General features: G+C 64.9%; 15 protein-coding genes. 11 read left to right on the top strand and 4 right to left on the bottom strand.

The genetic code is table 11. The annotated features are described in order from the left end of the window. Window positions 1-29: 29 nt before the first annotated feature. Window positions 30-950: a tRNA glutamyl-Q(34) synthetase GluQRS gene (gluQRS, locus tag BMZ48_RS03100; RefSeq protein WP_091531674.1), complete on the bottom strand. Its 921-nt coding sequence runs from the start codon at window positions 948-950 to the stop codon at window positions 30-32. Window positions 951-1077: 127 nt separating this feature from the next. On the opposite strand from gluQRS, the gene BMZ48_RS03105 reads away from it, so the two are divergent. Genes BMZ48_RS03105 through BMZ48_RS03125 form a run of 5 tightly spaced genes read left to right on the top strand, consistent with a single transcriptional unit; the run spans window position 1078 to window position 6981 of the window. Further along, on the top strand, window positions 1078-1878 hold the full coding sequence (locus tag BMZ48_RS03105; protein WP_091531677.1) for an HAD-IA family hydrolase: 801 nt from the start codon (window positions 1078-1080) through the stop codon (window positions 1876-1878). 59 nt (window positions 1879-1937) lie between these two features. Beyond that, complete coding sequence (locus BMZ48_RS03110) at window positions 1938-3530, top strand: FAD-binding oxidoreductase (protein WP_091531681.1); 1593 nt, start codon at window positions 1938-1940, stop codon at window positions 3528-3530. Continuing rightward, window positions 3527-3886, top strand: coding sequence for an antibiotic biosynthesis monooxygenase family protein (locus tag BMZ48_RS03115; protein WP_091531684.1), 360 nt, complete (start codon window positions 3527-3529; stop codon window positions 3884-3886). Before BMZ48_RS03110 ends, BMZ48_RS03115 begins: the two co-directional genes overlap by 4 nt. Continuing rightward, window positions 3870-5399, top strand: coding sequence for a glycerol-3-phosphate dehydrogenase/oxidase (locus BMZ48_RS03120; RefSeq protein WP_091531687.1), 1530 nt, complete (start codon window positions 3870-3872; stop codon window positions 5397-5399). The genes BMZ48_RS03115 and BMZ48_RS03120 overlap by 17 nt, the downstream gene beginning before the upstream one ends. A gap of 19 nt (window positions 5400-5418) precedes the next feature. Next, window positions 5419-6981 (top strand): FGGY-family carbohydrate kinase, encoded by a 1563-nt coding sequence (locus tag BMZ48_RS03125; protein ID WP_091531921.1) that lies wholly within the window; start codon window positions 5419-5421, stop codon window positions 6979-6981. A gap of 40 nt (window positions 6982-7021) precedes the next feature. Here BMZ48_RS03125 and queF read toward each other — a convergent pair whose 3' ends face one another. Then, on the bottom strand, window positions 7022-7444 hold the full coding sequence (gene queF, locus BMZ48_RS03130; RefSeq protein WP_091531689.1) for a preQ(1) synthase: 423 nt from the start codon (window positions 7442-7444) through the stop codon (window positions 7022-7024). Window positions 7445-7587: 143 nt separating this feature from the next. Between queF and smc the strand changes: the two genes are divergently transcribed. The 4 genes from smc to BMZ48_RS03150 are packed head-to-tail and all read left to right on the top strand — an operon-like array spanning window position 7588 to window position 15015. Continuing rightward, the gene (smc, locus tag BMZ48_RS03135) at window positions 7588-11097 is read left to right on the top strand and encodes a chromosome segregation protein SMC (protein WP_159431056.1); all 3510 of its coding nucleotides are present in this window, start codon (window positions 7588-7590) and stop codon (window positions 11095-11097) included. Then, window positions 11094-11783, top strand: a complete 690-nt coding sequence (locus BMZ48_RS03140) for a cell division protein ZipA (protein WP_091531696.1) — start codon at window positions 11094-11096, stop codon at window positions 11781-11783. The genes smc and BMZ48_RS03140 overlap by 4 nt, the downstream gene beginning before the upstream one ends. Before the next feature lie 12 nt (window positions 11784-11795). Further along, a complete protein-coding gene (gene ligA / locus BMZ48_RS03145; protein WP_091531699.1) occupies window positions 11796-13871 on the top strand; it encodes an NAD-dependent DNA ligase LigA in 2076 nt (691 codons plus the stop codon). A gap of 1 nt (window position 13872) precedes the next feature. Continuing rightward, window positions 13873-15015 (top strand): mechanosensitive ion channel family protein, encoded by a 1143-nt coding sequence (locus tag BMZ48_RS03150; protein WP_159431057.1) that lies wholly within the window; start codon window positions 13873-13875, stop codon window positions 15013-15015. On the opposite strand, the gene BMZ48_RS03155 is transcribed toward BMZ48_RS03150, so the two are convergent. Beyond that, on the bottom strand, window positions 15012-15287 hold the full coding sequence (locus tag BMZ48_RS03155; protein WP_091531924.1) for a BolA family protein: 276 nt from the start codon (window positions 15285-15287) through the stop codon (window positions 15012-15014). The genes BMZ48_RS03150 and BMZ48_RS03155 overlap by 4 nt on opposite strands. A gap of 120 nt (window positions 15288-15407) precedes the next feature. Continuing rightward, window positions 15408-15947 (bottom strand): septation protein IspZ, encoded by a 540-nt coding sequence (gene ispZ, locus BMZ48_RS03160; protein ID WP_091531706.1) that lies wholly within the window; start codon window positions 15945-15947, stop codon window positions 15408-15410. Window positions 15948-15988: 41 nt separating this feature from the next. Between ispZ and BMZ48_RS03165 the strand changes: the two genes are divergently transcribed. After that, window positions 15989-16612, top strand: coding sequence for an L-threonylcarbamoyladenylate synthase (locus BMZ48_RS03165; RefSeq protein WP_091531709.1), 624 nt, complete (start codon window positions 15989-15991; stop codon window positions 16610-16612). A 38-nt stretch (window positions 16613-16650) separates the two neighbouring features. Beyond that, window positions 16651-17319 carry a site-2 protease family protein gene (locus BMZ48_RS03170; protein WP_091531713.1) on the top strand — a complete coding sequence of 223 codons (669 nt, stop codon included), beginning with the start codon at window positions 16651-16653 and terminating at the stop codon, window positions 17317-17319. Window positions 17320-17327 lie beyond the last annotated feature (8 nt).

A 17327-nucleotide genomic window follows, 5' to 3' on the forward strand; every position in this document is an offset into this window, starting at 1 on the left:
GTTTGTTGCAGTGCGGTTGCTGCAGGGCATCATGCCAGACCGTCGGCAGGTGCATCTACTGTGATGCGCGTTTGGGCGGGCACGCGGGACGCCTCCCAGTGCGCCAGCCCCCAGCGCAAGAGTTCGGCGGCTGGTGCCGCGCGCAAAGCCGATGGCGGGGATTGGCCCAGCCAGTCGAGGCAGCGCCAGAGGTTCTCCCCGGCGGTGCTGGATACCAGCGGCTGCGCGCGGTTTTGTTTGGACAGCTTGCGGCCGTCAATGCCGGCGAGAACCGGCAGATGGCGATATGCCGGGCGCCGTAACTGCAAGGCATCCATGATGACGAGCTGCTGGAACGTCGAGCCGAGCAGATCGGCGCCGCGCACCACTTCAGTGATGCCCTGCGCGTGTTCATCAATGGCGCAGGCGAGCTGATATCCCGGCACACCGTCGCGCCGAAGCACTACGAAATCGCCGACGTCCCTGTCCAGGCAGCGCGTCTGCTCGCCCTGCCAGCCATCGACGAATGCTATCTCGCCGTCGCCGACCCGCAGGCGCAGCGCATGGCCCGGTTCGGGAAGCGCGCGGATGCGGCAGGTGCCGGGGTACACCGGCCCATCGGGACCGGGACGGGCCGTCACCGCCAGTTGCTGGCGTGTGCAGCGGCAGGCGTACACACCGCCGAGCCTACGCAGTCGTTCGAGCGCATCGGCATATTCGTCCAGGTGCCGGCTCTGATAGCGCGGGCTCTCATCCCACACCAAGGCGTGGGTTTCCAGTTGCCGCAAGATGACACTGTCCATTCCGGGAAGGCAGCGTTCCTGATCGAGATCATCGATGCGCAGCAGCCAGCATCCGCCATGCCTGCGCGCCTGCAGCCAGCTCGCCAGTGCCGTCAATAGTGAGCCTAAGTGCAAGGGACCGCTCGGAGTGGGCGCAAAACGGCCGCGATAGCGGCAGGGATCGATCATGGCGCGTGCCGCGGATCACAGATTCGGGAGCATCTCATGCTACATTAACTTCAGCATGCAACCCGCTGAACCACAGTCGGATGGATTCTGAACAAGCACTCGGCGCGCAGTCTCTGGATCGGGTCTCATGACCCTGCGCGCCGTTTTGTTCGACGTCGACGGCACGCTTGCCGACACTGAGGCCTTGGGCCACCGGCCTGCGTACAACCGCGCATTCCGTAAACTCGGTTTGCCTGTGCGCTGGGGACCGAAATTGTATCGCCGCCTGCTCAAGCTGCCGGGGGGGCGCGAACGCTTGCGGTATTACATCGAACACTACGCTCCGGATCTCGGCTCACAGGCAGCCGAGGCCGCTGCCGACCTCGATGCCTGGGTTGCCAAGGTACACGAACTCAAATCCAAGTACTTTCGCCGGCGCATGCGCCAGGGCCGCGTGCCGTTGCGACCGGGTATCGCGCGCCTGATGCGCGAAGCGCGCGCGCACGGACTTCAGCTTGCGATCGTCACCAACGCCAGTCTCAAGACACTCAAGCCCGTTCTCAAGTACTGCATGGGACCCGAGCTCGCCGCCGAGATCGATGTCATCGCCAGCGGCGAAGAAGTGGCGCACAAGAAACCGGCGCCAGATCTGTACCGCCTGGCCCTGCGTCGTCTCGGGGTCGCACCACATGAATGCGTCGCCCTGGAGGACTCCGAAATAGGGCTTGAAGCCGCTGCCGCGGCGGGCATTCCCGCCGTCATCACGGTCAATCGCGATACGCTGGAGCAGGATTTCCGTGAGGCCGCGCTGGTGCTGTCGAGCCTGGGCGAGCCTGGTGCGCCGGCGCGCGCCTTGCGCGGGAAGCTGGAAGGTCCGCAGTGGGTCACGATCGCCCATCTACAAGACATCGCCGAACGGGCTGCGCGTGAGCACGCACACGCCGCGTAAGCCGGCCGATTCGAGGGTAGCGCATATACTTTCGCGCGCATCGACGCAGGGGAGTTTGCATGCGACGCTGGAACGGATGGGGCGATGAAGCCGATCATTTCGCGCTGAGCGAGGACGCGCAGGCGTTCCTGACCGAACGCCTGGGGCCCTCCCGGCCACCGCGTGATGCCACGTTGGAGCAGGCGCTGCAGACCGTTCCCGACAGCCGCCTGCCGGCCGGTACGCCTTTCCAGACCGATGTCCGCGTGCGCTTGCTGCACGCGCGCGGGCAGAGCTTTCCTGACTGGCTGGCGATGCGCAGCGGCCAGCTCGGTCCTTATGCCGATGGCGTGGCGCTGCCGACCAGTCACGACGAAGCGGCGCAGGCGCTGGCCGTTGCCCGGCGCGTCGGGGCTCTGGTCGTGCCTTATGGCGGTGGAACCAGCGTCGTCGGTCATCTCAGCGTGCCGGTGAGCGACCGCCCCGTCGTCAATATCTCGCTGGAGCGCATGAATCGCTTGCTGGCCGTCGATGAACGCTCGCTGCTCGCGACCTTGGGCGCTGGCACGCCAGGCCCGCAGATCGAAGCCCAGCTACGGCCTCATGGTTTTCTGCTCGGTCACTTTCCACAGTCTTACGAATACTCCACCGTCGGGGGCTGGGTGGTAACCCGTTCCTCCGGTCAGCAATCGCTGCGCTATGGGCGCATCGAGCAGATGTTCGCAGCCGGGCGTGTAATCACACCGCGCGGTGAGCTGCGTGTGGGCGGTGTTCCCGCCTCGTCCGCCGGCCCTGATCTGCGTGAGCTGATTCTCGGCTCCGAAGGTCGTCTGGGCCTGTTGACCGAAGTCACCGTGCGCGTGCGCCGGATCCCTGCCGTCGAGGATTTCCACGGTGTGTTTTTCCCAAACTGGGATGTGGCGATCGAGGCCGTGCGGGCGATGGTGCAGGCCGATCTGCCGCTGTCGATGTTGCGTTTGTCCAACGAGGTCGAAACCGAAACCCAGTTGCGCCTGGCCGGTCATCCCGAACGGGTGCGCTGGCTACAGCGCTATCTGGGCATGCGCGGTATTCAGCGCGGCCAATGCATGCTGATGATGGGCATCACCGGGTCCGCGGTCGAGGTACGACGTACGCGGCGCGATGCACTGGCGATTGCCAAGCGCTTCCGGGGTGTGCATGTCGGCAAGACGCTGGGCAAGAGCTGGGCGAAAAACCGGTTCCGCGGGCCTTTGCTGCGCAACTCGCTGTGGGAACTCGGCTATGCCGTCGACACGGTGGAAACCGCCGTCAACTGGCCTAAGGTCACAGCCCTGATGCGCGGTATCGAACAGGCCGCCCGGGAGGCGCTCGCCACCGATAATGAGCGCGTACATGCGTTCACGCATTTGTCGCATATGTACCGCCAGGGGTGCAGCATTTATTCGACCTTCGTCTGGCGCGCGGCCGGTGACCCCGCTGCCGACCTGGAGCGCTGGCGTCGATTGAAGACGCGTGTGAGCGAAACCATCGTCGCGCATGGCGGTACGATCAGCCACCAGCACGGAGTCGGCCTCGACCACGCGCCCTACTTGCCGGCAGAAAAGGGCGCGCTGGGCATGGACTTGATCCGCGCCGCTGCCCGCGAACTGGATCCCGACCAGATGATGAATCCGGGTAAGCTGTTCGCATGAGCACGACGACTCGGACCGGCTTTGCCGTCGTTTACCAGTGGCGCCTCAAGCCCGGCATGGAGGAGCAGTTTCGCCAGGCCTGGGAAGAGCTGACCGCGATCCTGCTGGCGACCCGCGGTGCACGCGGATCGCGTCTGCATCGCACCGATAACGGCCATTTCGTCGCTTATGCGCAGTGGCCGGATCAACAGACCTGGGAGCGCTCCTGCGCGTTGCATGAGCTGGATGAGAAATTGTCCCGGCGCATGCTCGAGGCCGTCGAGGAAACCTGGTCGCCGATGCTGCTGACGACCGTCAGCGATTGCCTGATTCCCGAACACGCCCGGCACGACCGGCCCGATGACACCACGCACTGAGCTGGGCGCGCTGGCACGCCGCTACGATCTGGTCATCGTCGGCGGCGGTATCACCGGCGCTGGTATTCTGCGCGAGGCAGTGCGCAGCGGCGCGCGCGTGCTGCTGGTCGAGGCAGCGGATTTTGCATCGGGTACGTCTTCGGCCTCGTCCAAGCTCGTCCACGGCGGTCTGCGCTACCTGAAGAACGGGCAATGGCGCCTGACGCTCGAATCCGTGCGTGAGCGCCAGCGGCTGCTCGAGGAGGCACCGGGCCTGGTCGATCCACAGCCGTTTCTGATGCCGATCTACGCGGATCGCAAGCCAGGTCGCTGGCTGATGCAAATCGGTCTTCGCATCTACGACGCGATGGCGGGGGTTCGCCGCTCTCACTGGATGACGCGTGAGGCTCTGCTCGCCGCCGAGCCATGCCTGGACGAGCGGCATCTGCTCGGCGCGATGGCCTACGAAGATGCGCGCACCGACGATGCGCGTCTGGTCTTGCGGCTGATCTTCGAGGCGGTTGCCGAAGGTGCAACAGCACTCAACTACGTCCGCGCCGAACTGTGCCAGACATCCGGCCGCGTTCGCGGTGTGCGCCTGCACGACGAAATTCGCGGAACGGTGCGCGAAATCGACGCAGAACTCGTGATCAATGCAACCGGCGCCTGGGCGGGACAATTGCCCGGAGCCCCAGACGGGGCACCGCGGCTGCGCCCGTTGCGCGGTAGCCATCTGGTCTTGCCGCTGCAGCGGCTGCCGCTGCGCCATGCCGTGTCCTGGCTGCATCCGCAGGATGGGCGTCCGGTCTTCGCCTACCCTTGGGAGGGCGCGGTCGTCTACGGCACCACCGATTTGGATCACCGTGAGGATTTGGCCGCTTTGCGCATCACGTCCGCCGAGCTCGACTACTTGCTTGCCGGACTCTCTCGGCAGTTTCCGCGGCTGCGCATCACGGCAGCCGACGCATTGAGTACCTATGCCGGCGTGCGCCCGGTCATCGATAGCGGCAAGGCCAATCCATCCGCCGAATCGCGTGAGTCCGCGCTGTGGAGTAGCCCGGGTCTGGTCGGCATCACCGGCGGCAAGCTGACGACATTCCGCACGACTGCGCGCGAGGTGCTGCGTGCGGCGGCCAGACAACTGCCGCAGCTTGCGCCGGGTGCGGACCGTCCAGTGTTCACCTCGGCCATGGTCCCGGCCACCCAGCAACGTCTCTACGGTCGTCTTGGCATTGCAGCCGCAGGCGCCTTCCTGCAGGAGATCCCTGGCGATGAACTGCAGCCCGTCGGCGATACACCCTATAGCTGGGGTGAGCTGCGCTGGGCCGCGCGCCACGAAGCGGTGGTGCATCTCGATGACCTGTTGTTGCGGCGCACGCGGTTGGGACTGGTCAGCGCGCATGGCGGCGAGGCCTGGCTGATGCGCATTCTCGACATCTGCCGCGAAGAGCTTGGCTGGGATGCCGACCGGTGCACCGCTGAGGCTCAGCGGTATCGCGCGCTGTGGCGCGCCCGCCATGCGCCGCCGGCATGATCGGGCGGAAAGAAAAGCCATGCACGCGGCGGCACGCATCCTCAGCATCGACGTCGGAACCCAGAGCGCGCGTGCGATCGTGTTCGACGCATCCGGCCAGCTCCTCGGCAAAGCGCAACGGGTGTTCGACCCGGCCTATGTCGCGCCTCAGCCAGGCTGGGCGGAACAGGATCCGGCGATGTACTGGAATGCGGTCGTCGAATGCTGCCAGTCGCTGTGGCGCGATACCGGGATCCGGCCTCATCAGATCACTGCACTGACGCTCACGACACAACGTGCGACGATGGTCTGTGTCGATCAGGCCGGGTGCATCCTGCGCCCGGCCATCGTCTGGCTCGACCAGCGGCGGTGCACCGCACCGCCGCCGTTGCCGATGTTCTGGCGTGCGGCTTTTCATGTCGTCGGGGCAACGCCATTGATCGCCCATCTGCAGCGCGAGGCTGAAGCCAACTGGCTGGCCCAGCACGAGCCAGCACTGTGGCAGAAAACTGCCCGTTTTTTGTTTCTGTCTGGCTGGCTTAGTCACCGGCTGGTCGGCGATTACGTCGATTCCACTGGGTGCCAGGTTGGCTTCGTGCCTTTCGATTACAGGCGTCTGGACTGGGCACGGCCGGGCGATTTCCGGTGGCACGCGCTGGCGGTGCGCCGCGAACAACTGCCGCGCCTGGTGCGTCCCGGCGAACGCCTGGGCACGCTCACCGCAACGGCCGCCGACGCGCTGGGTCTGCCCATGGGCATCCCAGTGATTGCCGCGGCCGCAGACAAGGCATGCGAGGTGCTGGGCTGCGGCGTGCTCGCCCCCGACGCGGCCCAGCTCAGTTTTGGAACCACCGCGACGATCAACACGACGCAGACGCGTTACGTGGAAGTGCAGCGCCTGCTGCCACCGTACCCGGCCGCCGTTCCTGGTGCCTGGAACACCGAAATCCAGATTTACCGGGGCTTTTGGATGGTGTCCTGGTTCAAGCGCGAGTTCGCACACCGTGAGCAAACGCTCGCGGCCCAGCGTGGGATCGCGCCCGAGCAATTGTTCGACGAACTGGTCCGCAGCGTGCCGCCGGGATCGATGGGTTTGATGCTGCAACCCTACTGGTCGCCGGGCGTGCGCGATCCGGGTCCGGAAGCCAAGGGTGCGGTGATCGGCTTTGGTGACGTGCACACCCGCGCGCACTTCTACCGCGCCATCCTCGAGGGACTGGTCTATGGCCTGCGCAGCGGACGCGAGCAGATCGAGCGGCGCATCGGCCGACGCATCACACGGCTATGCGTCGCTGGCGGCGGATCGCAGTCGGATGTTGCGATGCAGATCACTGCCGATGTCTTCAATCTGCCGGCGGACCGCCCGCAGGTCTATGAAACTTCCGCGCTGGGCGCGGCGATCAACGCCGCCGTGGGTCTGGGCCTATATCCGGACTATGCAACGGCGATTCGCGCCATGACCCGCATCGAACGACGGTTCGAACCCGATCCGGGAGCGGTGCGCCTGTATGACGCACTGTATCGCGAGGTCTACCAGCACATGTACCGCCAGCTCAAGCCGCTCTACACGCGCATCCGCGCCATTACCGGCTATCCGCCGTGAGATTGGCCGTGACCGGGGCTCGCCTGCGGCAGGGTGAAGGTCAAGGCGTCTGTCCCTGACCCGTCGGATCGACGTGCCAGGCGGGCGGCGGCAACGTACCGGTCCAGCCCGGCCGCCGGTATTCGGCGCTCACGTGGGTATAAATCCCGCCGCGCACATTGAACACGGCAGTCAGGCGCATGAAGCGCGGCTGTGTCGCGGCGACGAGATCGTCGAGGATGCGGTTGGTCACCGCCTCGTGGAAAGCCCCCTCGTTGCGGAACGACCAGACATAAAGCTTGAGCGATTTGAGCTCAACGCAAGCCTGGTCGGCCACGTACTCGAGATAAAGCGTGCCGAAGTCCGGCTGGCCCGTCTTGGGGCATAGACAGGTGAACTCCGGAATCCGCATACGGATCGCATAGTCGCGCTGCGGAGCGGGGTTGGGGAAGGTTTCCAGCGTTTTGCTCGGCTGGGTGGACATACGTGCCGGAATCGGATTCTGGTGGGAGGATGGCCCCGTCCGCTGGACGGCTGGCGCTCATAATTTACACTACGCCGCTTCGTGGCCCGGAAAAGGCCCTCCATGAACTACGCCCCTGCAGGGGCGAACGAATCCCAAACCGCATGCGACTTTCTGGCATCAAACTGGCCGGCTTTAAGTCTTTCGTCGATCCGACCTATCTGCCCTTGCCGGCCAATCTGACCGGCATCGTCGGGCCGAATGGCTGTGGCAAATCCAACATCATCGATGCTGTGCGCTGGGTGCTGGGTGAGACCAGCATGAAGAATCTGCGCTCCTCCGACAGCGAGGATGTGATCTTCAACGGCTCCAAGACGCGCAAGCCCGTGGGGCGGGCATCCGTCGAACTTTTGTTCGACAACAGCGACGGCACCATCGGCGGCCCTTATGCGGCGTATGCGGAAATCTCCGTGCGCAGGGAACTGATCCGGGATGGAGGCTCGCAGTATTACTTGAACGGCGCCAAATGCCTCAAGCGCGATGTCACCGATCTGTTCCTGGGTACCGGACTCGGCGGCAAGAATCAGTACGCCATCATCGAGCAGGGTATGGTCTCGCGCATGATCGAGGCCAAGCCCGAGGAGCTGCGGCAATGGCTGGAAGAGGCTGCCGGTATTTCCCGCTACAAGGACCGCCGACGCGAGACCGAATCGCGGATCCGGCAAACCCGTGAGAACCTCGCGCGCCTGAACGATCTGCGCACCGAGATCCAGCAGCGTCTCGACGTTCTGAGCAAGCAGGCCGCCAACGCCGAGAAATACAAGGAGTACAAGGCGCAGGAACGCCAGCTACGGGCCGAGATCCTGGCATTGCGCCTGCGCCAGATCGAAGGCCAGTGCAAAGGGCTGGAGAACGAGATCGGCACGCTCGATGCGGCGCTGGAACAGGCGCGGCAGAAAGCCCATCGGGCGGCCGAGGCGCGCATCGCAGCCGAGATCGAAAGCCGTGCGCAAGGCCATCGGTTGAACGAAGAGCAAAGCAAGGTCTACGAGGCCGAAGCCAGCCTGGCACGGCGCGAGCAGAACCTGCAGCATGCGCGCGAACTCAAGCAGATCAAGACGCGCGAACTCGACCAGATCGCGCGTCAGCTCGCCGAACTCGATGCGCGTCAGATGCGCGAACAGCAGCGGCTGGAAGAAGCCCTGCGCCAGCTCGAGGCGCTGGAGCGCCAGATCGAAGCCGCAGAAGCCGCGGAAGCCGAGGCGCAGTCGCAGCTCCTCGCGGCCGAGGAAGAGGCCCAGGACGAACAGCGGCGCTGGGACGATTTCGTCCACGATGCCGAAACACCATTGACGCAGACCGAAGCGGAGAAGGTGCGCGTCCAGCAACTCGAACGCGCACGTTTCCAGAACGAGGAGCGTCACCGACGGCTGCAGTCCGAGCATGCAGCGCTCAACATCGAACCCATCCGCGCGAGCCTCGCCGAGACCGACGCCGAACTGGCGGCCCTGCAGGATGAGTTGGCCACCGCCGAGGGCCGACTGGCGGCGGTCGATGCCGAACTCCAGCATCTGCGCGACGAAGGGGCGGCCGCCGAGGCGGCCTTGCACGAGGCACGTCAGGCCTTGCAATCGGCGCGCGGCCGTGTGGCCTCACTGGAAATTCTCCAGCAGGCGGCTCTGCGCGAGGACGATCCGGAACTGAACCAGTGGTTGCGCAGCCACCAGCTCGCCGAATGCCCGCGCCTGGCGCAGGCGCTGCAGGTCGACGATGGTTGGGAGACCGCAGTCGAGCACGTGCTCGAAGATGTCCTGCAGGCTCCGCTGGTGCCGGCCTTCGCGCAACGTCTGCACGAGTTCGGCGATGCGCCCAAATCCGGCATCACGCTGCTGTCCGATGAGAGCGCACGCGGAACCGAGGGTCTGGCGGCTCATGTCGGGGGACCGCGCGCGGTGATCGAATGGCTCAAGGGCATTCGTACGGCCGAGTCGATCGAGCAGGCCGAGCGCATCATTCCGATGCTGGATGTCGGTGAATCGGTGATCACGCGCGAGGGTATCTGGTGCGGGCGCCATTTCCGCCGTCATCCGAGGCGCGGAGATGATCGCGCCGGTGTCATCGCCCGCAGCCAGCTCCTCAAGCAGCTCAAGGTCCAGGTCGAGGAACAGCAACGCCTGGTGCTCGAACGCGAGCGCGTGCTCGGCGAACTGCGCACACGCATTCATGCCACCGAGCAGGAACGCCGCGACTTATCATCGAAATTCGACCAGCTACGCCACCGTCAGGCGCAAAAGCTCGCATTCCGCCAGGCGCAGGCCGTGCGACTGGAGCAGACGCAGGCGCGGGCCGCTGCCCTGGAACAGGAACTCAGGGCATTGACGCAGGCCCATCAGCAGCTATCCCAGGAGCTCGAAGAAGCACGCTCGCGACTGGTCTCGCTGGAGCGGATCGCGCAAGAACTGCGCGACCGGCGCGCGCAGATGCAGCAAACCTTGCAGCGCAAGCGCGATCTCGTCAGCCGTGCACGCTTGGCGCTGGCTCAGGCACAGCAGGCCCGCAACCAACTCCAGGTCCAGTTGGCCGGGCGTCGCAGTGCCGCTGCCGCGCTGGAACAGACGATCCGCGATATCCAGACGAGCCGGGAAACCCTGCAGGCCCGGCGCAGCGAGGAGGAGCGCCATGCCGCCGATCTCGACGCGCCGCTCGCAACGCAGGCGGCGGAAGTGGAGGCTGCGCGCGAGTCGGTACAGGCAGCGCGCGAGCGGCTGCGGGCGGTGCGCGAACAGGTCGATGCGGCAGAGGCGGCCTTGCAGGCGGCCATCGAGGCCGCACGCAGCGCGGAGATCGAAAAAGAGGCCGCACAGGAGCAGGCGCAGCGGGCGCGGCTCGAGTTCGAGAATCTGCGCGCACACCGGGAGAGCCTCGAAGAGCAGATCGCCGAGACTGGCTTCGAGCGCGAAGCCTTGCTCGCTGGGCTCGATCCCGAGGCGAGCCTGCCGGTCTGGGAAGAACGTCTGGCGACGGTGACCCGGCGCATCGAGCGGCTGGGCGCCATCAACCTGGCCGCGATCGAAGAACTGGAAGAAGCGCGCGAACGGGCCAACTACCTCGCCGAACAGCACGCCGATCTGCACGGCGCGCTGGAGACGCTGGAAGCCGCGATCCGCAAAATCGACGCCGAAACCAAGGAGCTGTTCAAGCAAACCTTCGACAAGGTGGACAGCGTGTTCCGCGATCGCTTCCCCAGACTGTTCGGCGGCGGCGAGGCCTATCTCGAACTCACCGGAGAAGATCTGCTGGAAACCGGTGTGCGCGTGATGGCGCGACCGCCGGGCAAGCGCAATTCCACCATCCACCTGCTGTCCGGCGGTGAGAAGGCGATGACCGCAGTGGCCTTGCTGCTCGCGCTGTTCCAGCTCAACCCGGCACCGTTTTGCCTGATGGACGAGGTCGATGCGCCGCTCGACGATGCCAACGTCGGGCGCTTTTGTGAAGTCGTCCGGGAAATGTCGCAGAACGTCCAGTTCATTATCATTACTCACAACAAAATCACCATGGAGCTGGCCCAGCAGCTGCACGGTGTGACCATGCAGGAACCCGGCGTCTCGCGCCTGGTCAGCGTGGACATCCAGCAGGCTGTGGAGCTCGCCACCGAGCAGGAAGCCAAGGCATGAGTCCGTTGCAGTGGGCGCTTCTCGTCGTCGGGGCGGTTGCCGTCCTTGCGATCTACATCTACAGCCGTCGCGAACGCGCGCATCCGCCGCGCGGGCGGCCCGACGTTCCGACACCAGCCGTCGGATCATCGGCGCCGCCGGCCGTCAACGATCAGATGGACATGTTCGCGCGCGGCGGTTTCGACGAACTGGGCGTCGGCAAGCCGCGCAAGCGGATTGCCCCGAGCATGCCGGCTGCCGAACCCGAGGCCAAGGCGCCGACCTCGGCAAAAGTCGAGGAGCGCATCATCGCGGTGCTGATCGCCGAGCGCGAAGGTACGGCGATTTTTGGCCCCAAGATCCACGCAGCGCTGCGCGCGCAAGGCCTGCGCTTCGGTGACAAACGGATCTACCATCGCATCGAGGGCGGCCGCCCGGTATTTTCGGTCGCGAGCCTGATCAAGCCTGGCTATCTCGATCCGGCCGAGCAACAGGCGTTCTCGACGCCCGGCTTGACGGTGTTCATGCTGCTGCCGGGGCCGGTACCGCCGGAAACGGCGATCGGCGACATGCTGGGAACGGCACGCGCGCTGGCACAGCAGCTCAACGCCGAGGTCTATGACAGCAACCGGCAGGTACTCACGGTCGCAGCGGAAAAAGCGCTCATTGCCGACGTCAAGGCCTGGGCCCGTCAACACGGGCTGTGACACCGCGGGTGCATGATGGGTACTCCCCAGGCTGCGCGCGATCGCGCCGAGGCATTGCGACAGCAGTTGCGCGAACACGATCATCGCTACTACGTCCTCGATCAGCCGACGATCTCCGACGCCGAGTACGACCGTCTGTTCGACGAGCTGCAGCGACTCGAGCGCGAATATCCGGAGCTGCTCACCCCCGATTCGCCGACGCAGCGGGTCGCAGGGCAGGTCCGCGCCGACTTTGCGCCAGTACGCCACCGCCTGCCGATGCTGTCGCTGCGCAAGGTCACCAACGAGGGCGAACTGCGGGATTTCGACCGACGCGTGCGCGAAACGCTGGGGGTTGCATCGGTCGATTACGTCGGGGAACCCAAGCTCGATGGCCTTGCCGTATCCCTGATCTATGAACACGGCGTCTTGGTCTGCGGTGCCACGCGCGGGGATGGAGAGACCGGCGAGGACATCACTGCAAACCTCAAGACCATCCGGTCGATCCCACTGCGCCTGCGCGGCGGTGATGATGCGCCACCACCCTGGCTCGAAGTGCGGGGGGAAGTCTATTTGCCTCTCGCTGGATTCCGGCGCTGGGTCGAAGAGGCCGTGCAGCGCGGTGAGAAACCACCGGTGAATCCACGCAACGCCGCAGCGGGGAGCCTGCGCCAGCTCGACCCGTCGGTCACCGCCCAGCGGCCGCTGGCGTTCTATGCCTATGGTATTGGCTATGTCGAGGGCTGGGCGCTGCCGCGGCTGCACTCCGAGGTGCTCGATCATCTGCGTGCCTGGGGATTTCCGGTCTCCGACTTGATCGAGCGCGTACAAGGTGCTGGCGGCTGCCAGCGTTATTTCGAGGCCATGCAGGCGCGCCGCGGCGAGCTTGCGTTCGACATCGACGGTGTCGTGTTCAAGCTCGATGATCTTGCCGGCCGCGAGGAACTGGGCACGGTATCGCGCGAACCGCGCTGGGCCGTGGCGTACAAATTTCCTGCGGAAGAAGCCGAAACCGTGGTCGAGAACATCGACTTCCAGGTCGGCCGCACCGGCGCTCTGACACCGACGGCGCGGCTGCGCACCGTGTTCGTGGGCGGCGCCAATGTGTCCAACGCAACCCTGCACAATCTCGATGAGGTCGAGCGCAAGGATGTACGCATCGGTGACTGGGTGATCGTCCGCCGTGCCGGCGATGTCATCCCGGAAGTCAAGCAAGTCGTTCTCGCCAAACGCCCGCCGCATGCACGCCGGGTCGAAGTGCCGACGCATTGTCCGGCCTGCGGCAGTCCGGTGGTGCGGGAGGCAGGTGATCCGGTCGCCCGCTGCACCGGCGGGCTCACCTGTCCGGCACAGCTCACCCGCGCGCTGCAGCAGTTCGCAAGCCGCCGCGCCCTCGACATCGAAGGTCTCGGCGAGAAGCTGCTGGGGCAATTGATCGAGCAGGGGTTGGTGCGCAAGAGCAGCGACATTTACCGGCTCGATGTACAGCGTCTGGCTGCACTCGACCGCATGGGCGAGAAATCGGCACAAAACTTGATCGATGCGATCGAACGCAGCAAAAAGACGACGCTCGCACGTTTCCTCTATGCCCTGGGCATCCCGCAGGTTGGCGAAGCCACGGCGCAGCAGCTCGCGTCCCATTTCCGCACGCTGGAGGCCTTGATCGAGGCCGCCCTCGCCGATGCCGCATCGGCCGATGATCCGAACCTAAAAGACAAAGACCGTTTTCCGCGCCTGCGCGCCGTGCCGGACGTCGGGCCTGAGGTGGCGCGCCTGATCGCGCAGTGGTTCGCGCAGGACAAACACCGCGCACTGATCGCCGAATTGCGTGATGCGGGTGTGCACTGGCCCGTGTCACAGGCTCCTGTCGAAGGCCCTCTTTCCGGCAAGACATTTGTGCTCACCGGTACGCTTCCGGGCATGACACGCGATGAGGCGACGGCACTGATCGAAGCCCGCGGCGGCAAGGTGATCGGCTCGGTATCGAAGAAAACCGATTACGTCATCGCCGGCGAGGCGGCGGGCTCCAAACTCGTCAAAGCCCAGAAGCTCGGTGTCCCGATCCTCGATGCCGACGGATTCAGGGCATTGCTCGAAGGGAGAAACTGAGATGGAACCGGCTCAGGCCTTGTACCGCATGCTGCTCGCGCATCCGCTTCAGGCCAGCGGTGTGATCGTTGCCGCCGCTGCCCTCACCATGCTGCTGCTGCACTGGCTGGTTCGCGAACTCAATGCGGGCAGCCGCAACTGGCAGCGCCGGCTGCGCGCACGTCTGGGCGTACCGCCGGGGCGCGCCATCGGCGAATTGCGCTGGATGCTGCTCGTATTCCATCTGGTGCTGTGGCCGCTCGTCGCCTGGGCGGTCTTCCACGTTTGGGGCATGCACGAAACTGGCCGCAGCTTGACCCACGCCTTGTTCTCGACGGGTGTGCAGGTCGGTGGCGTCCACATCGTTCCGGGCAAGCTGCTTCTGGGACTGGTCTATTTTCTCGTGCTGTTCACGTTCACGCGCTGGCTCAAGAGCCGCATCGAGCATGACTGGCTGCCGCGCGCGGGTGTCGAGGCAAGCACGCGCGAGTCGATCGCGACCCTGTTCGGCTATGCGACTTTCGCGCTCGCGGTTGTCGTGGGCTTGTCCTCGGCTGGCTTCGATTTCACCAAACTCGCCATCGTCGCCGGTGCGCTGTCCGTCGGCATTGGTTTTGGCCTGCAGAACATCGTCAATAATTTCGTATCGGGGCTGATCATCCTGTTCGAGCGCCCCGTGCGCACCGGGGATTACATCTTCGTCGGCCAGACTCAGGGTTTCGTGCGCCGCATCCGCATCCGTTCCACCGAAATCGAAACCTGGGATCGCGAGACGATCATCGTCCCCAACTCGGATTTACTCTCAAACCATCTCAAGAACTTGAACCTGCGCGACGAATACGGTCGTGTGATCATCCCGGTGGGGGTTGCCTACGGATCGGATACGGCGCTGGTGAAGCAGAAGCTGCTGGAGGTCGCACTGGCGCATCCGCTGGTAATCAAGGAGGGTGAGGTTCCCGACATCGCCGGCCCGGGGGTTTTTTTCGTCAACTTCGGCGCAAGCTCGCTGGATTTCGAACTACGGGCTTACGTCAGGGAAGTCAGCAAGCGGCTGTCGGTGTCCAGCGATCTACGCTTTGCCATCGACACAGCGTTCCGCGAGGCTGGCATCCAGATTCCGTTTCCCCAACACGATGTCTGGCTGCACACCGTCCCTGGCCGTTAATCAGCGGAAACCTCCTCCGGTGCGCGCGTTACGATCGACAGCGCGTGAATGTCGGTCTGTAGCAAATCGGCCAGCGCGGCATACACGGCGCGGTGCCGTTCAATGGGCTTCATGCCGGCAAAACGCGCGCTGACGATCTCGACGCGGAAATGACCGCGGCCGCCCGCCGCCCCGGCATGGCCGGCGTGCCGGTGGCTTTCATCCTCGATCTGCAATACCGTCGGCCGGAATGCCTGCTCCAGCGCTGCGCGGATCCGCTCGGTGCGATTCATGGCCGTGCCCGAGTCAATGGGCGGACGATGGCGAATCTGCCCGACATTCCAGGCACGCAGCTCTTGGTGCATGCCTGAGTTTGACATCAAGCCCGTTTTCATCTCCGGGCATGCCGGGCATCACGGTTCTTCCTCCTGCGGCAGGTACTGCTTCAAAAACGGCAGGTGCGCGATCAGGAACACGAACATCAATCCGGTGAAGCCAAAGGTCTTGAACTGCACCCAGACCTTCTCGGAAAAGTGGTGGGCGATATAAACGTTGAGCACGGCGCAACCCGCAAAGAACACTGCCCAGGCCAGATTGACCTTGCGCCATACCGGATCCGGCAGGCTGATCGATTTCTGTGGCAGGCGCGCGAGCAAGACCTTGTCGCCGACGATGTGGCTCAACAAGAGCGCCAGCGCAAACACGGCATAGACCGCCGTCGGCTTGTACTGGATGAAAGCGGGGTCGCGTATCCACAGCGTCAAGCCGCCCAGTGCCGCGGCCGCCAGGGCGGTGAGCAAATGCGCTTTATGCAGCCGCCGCTCTTTGAACCAGTACACGGCGACGAGCGCAAACAGCGCAACGATCAGTACCGCGGTCGCGACATAAATGCCATACGCGTAGTACGCCCCGAAGAAGAGCAGGGCAGGGGCAAAGTCGAGTAGCAGATTCATGGCGCTATTGTACGGCCCGCAGGGCGTAGAATCCCTCCGGCATGGCCGACTGGTTTGACATTCATCCGGTGAACCCTCAGAAACGCCTGTTGGCGCGGGTCGCCGTGCGTCTGCGCCAGGGGGCGGTCATCGCCTATCCGACCGACTCCTGCTACGCGCTTGGCTGCCAGCTCGATGACCGCGAGGCTGCCGATCGCCTGCGCCGGATCCGCGGTTTCGATCGCCATCATCATTTCACCCTGGTCTGCCGGGACTTGTCCGAGATCGCGACCTATGCCCGCGTCGACAACCGTCAATTCCGGCTGCTGAAGACGCTTACGCCGGGGCCTTATACCTTCGTGCTGCAGGCCACCAAGGAGCTGCCCCGGCGCATCGCCCATGACAAGCGCAAGACCGTCGGGATCCGCGTGCCGCGGCATGCGATCGCACAGGCATTGCTGGAGACCTTGGGAGAACCACTGATCTCATGCACCCTGCAGTTCCCGGGCGATCCGGAGCCGGTTGGAGATCCGCATGCGTACCGGGAAAATCTGGATCGCGCGGTGGATATCGTGATCGACGGTGGTCCCTGCGGGACCGACCCCACCACCGTGCTCGACATCAGCGGCGAAGGAATCGAGATCCTGCGCCGGGGCAAGGGGGACTTGGCGCGTCTCGGCTTATAGGCCGGCATCCTGCCGCAGCCGCACCGGTATAATGCCGTATGCCCATCGACATGACGCTGGTCCAGAAGCTCGCGGTCTGGGCCCTCCCGGTACTGCTCGCGATCACGGTTCACGAAGCGAGCCACGGTTATGTGGCGCGCGCGCTCGGTGATCCCACCGCGGAGGCGCTGGGACGTCTGAGCCTCAATCCGCTCCGGCACATCGATCCGGTCGGCACCATTCTCGTTCCGGCCGTCCTGCTGGCGTTGGGTGGCTTTCTGTTCGGTTGGGCCAAACCGGTGCCGGTGAACATGCGCAATCTCGGCCATCCGCGCCGCGACATGGCGCTGGTCGCCGCGGCCGGTCCGCTGTCGAATTGCGCAATGGCGCTGGGTTGGGGGCTCTTGCTCAAGTTCGCTCTCGCCGGCGGCGACGAGGGCGTATGGCTCGGCCTGCGCTATATGGCGATTGCCGGTATCGTGATCAATCTGGTCTTGATGGTGCTCAACCTGTTGCCGTTGCCGCCACTCGATGGTGGGCGCGTACTGACCGGGCTCGTGCCGGAGCATGTGGCCCGCCAGTTCGATCGCATCGAACCCTATGGACTGTTGATTCTGGTCATTCTTCTGGCGACCGGTTTGTTGGGCCGCGTTCTCTACTGGCCGCTGACGCTGGCCGAGGCGGCGTTGTTCGCCATCCTCGGACTGCCACCCGCCACCGCACTGTGATTCATTGC

Origin of the sequence: Fontimonas thermophila (assembly GCF_900113085.1) — a bacterium.
Taxonomy (GTDB): domain Bacteria; phylum Pseudomonadota; class Gammaproteobacteria; order Nevskiales; family Nevskiaceae; genus Solimonas; species Solimonas thermophila.

What these genes read in the sequence shown, in the direction of transcription:
- BMZ48_RS03120 (WP_091531687.1), top strand. Translation starts at nt 3,870, where the DNA reads ATGACACCACGCACTGAGCTGGGCGCGCTGGCACGCCGCTACGATCTG.
- ispZ (WP_091531706.1), bottom strand. Translation starts at nt 15,947, where the DNA reads ATGAATCTGCTACTCGACTTTGCCCCTGCCCTGCTCTTCTTCGGGGCG.
- BMZ48_RS03110 (WP_091531681.1), top strand. Translation starts at nt 1,938, where the DNA reads ATGCGACGCTGGAACGGATGGGGCGATGAAGCCGATCATTTCGCGCTG.
- BMZ48_RS03115 (WP_091531684.1), top strand. Translation starts at nt 3,527, where the DNA reads ATGAGCACGACGACTCGGACCGGCTTTGCCGTCGTTTACCAGTGGCGC.
- BMZ48_RS03155 (WP_091531924.1), bottom strand. Translation starts at nt 15,287, where the DNA reads ATGAATCGCACCGAGCGGATCCGCGCAGCGCTGGAGCAGGCATTCCGG.
- gluQRS (WP_091531674.1), bottom strand. Translation starts at nt 950, where the DNA reads ATGATCGATCCCTGCCGCTATCGCGGCCGTTTTGCGCCCACTCCGAGC.
- BMZ48_RS03170 (WP_091531713.1), top strand. Translation starts at nt 16,651, where the DNA reads ATGCCCATCGACATGACGCTGGTCCAGAAGCTCGCGGTCTGGGCCCTC.
- BMZ48_RS03140 (WP_091531696.1), top strand. Translation starts at nt 11,094, where the DNA reads ATGAGTCCGTTGCAGTGGGCGCTTCTCGTCGTCGGGGCGGTTGCCGTC.
- BMZ48_RS03165 (WP_091531709.1), top strand. Translation starts at nt 15,989, where the DNA reads ATGGCCGACTGGTTTGACATTCATCCGGTGAACCCTCAGAAACGCCTG.
- ligA (WP_091531699.1), top strand. Translation starts at nt 11,796, where the DNA reads ATGATGGGTACTCCCCAGGCTGCGCGCGATCGCGCCGAGGCATTGCGA.
- BMZ48_RS03125 (WP_091531921.1), top strand. Translation starts at nt 5,419, where the DNA reads ATGCACGCGGCGGCACGCATCCTCAGCATCGACGTCGGAACCCAGAGC.
- BMZ48_RS03105 (WP_091531677.1), top strand. Translation starts at nt 1,078, where the DNA reads ATGACCCTGCGCGCCGTTTTGTTCGACGTCGACGGCACGCTTGCCGAC.
- queF (WP_091531689.1), bottom strand. Translation starts at nt 7,444, where the DNA reads ATGTCCACCCAGCCGAGCAAAACGCTGGAAACCTTCCCCAACCCCGCT.
- smc (WP_159431056.1), top strand. Translation starts at nt 7,588, where the DNA reads ATGCGACTTTCTGGCATCAAACTGGCCGGCTTTAAGTCTTTCGTCGAT.
- BMZ48_RS03150 (WP_159431057.1), top strand. Translation starts at nt 13,873, where the DNA reads ATGGAACCGGCTCAGGCCTTGTACCGCATGCTGCTCGCGCATCCGCTT.